The organism is Agrobacterium sp. 10T429, from assembly GCF_056393925.1.
This window is the reverse complement of sequence record NZ_JBFTGV010000031.1, coordinates 1-540: the sequence shown is the minus strand read 5'-3', so window position 1 is coordinate 540 and position 540 is coordinate 1. Positions and strand designations below refer to the sequence as shown.

Genomic DNA, 540 nt, shown 5'->3' with positions numbered 1-540 from the left:
GCCATATCTCGCGCGCCGCACTGCGGCTGCAACTGAGCCAGCCGGCGGTCAGCCATTCGCTGGCGCGGCTGCGGCAACTGCTCGACGACCCCCTGCTCGTGCGCGGCCAGGGCGGGCTCGTGCTGACGCCCCGCGCGCATGAACTGACTGCCCCGCTGGCCGAGGCGCTGGCGCAGGTGCGTATCCTGCTCGGGCCGGGCGGCTTTCAGCCGTCCGTGGCGCGCCGCACCTTCCGCGTGGCGATGTCCGATTACGGCGCACTGGTGGTGCTGCCCCGGCTGCTGCGCACGGTGCGCAAGGCCGCGCCGAACATCGACCTCGTGGTCACGCAAGCCAGCCGCGAGACCATGACGGCGCAGGTGGCCGACGGCGAACTCGACATTGCTTTGGGCGCCTTCACCTACCAGCCGGAAGGCGTGCGCACGGCGGTGCTGTTCGACGATGACTTTGCGTGTGCGGTGGATGTGGCCACGGTGCGCGACACCGGCCGGCTCGATCACGTGGCCTATCTGGCGCGCTCCCACGTGCTGGTAAGCGCGG

Annotated in this window: 1 protein-coding gene; it reads left to right on the top strand. The window is 71.1% G+C overall.

The window, feature by feature from the left end; all coding sequences use genetic code 11:
- Nucleotides 1–540: LysR family transcriptional regulator (locus AC1DCP_RS26340; RefSeq protein ID WP_476774861.1), on the top strand; the 540-nt coding region annotated here is incomplete at both ends.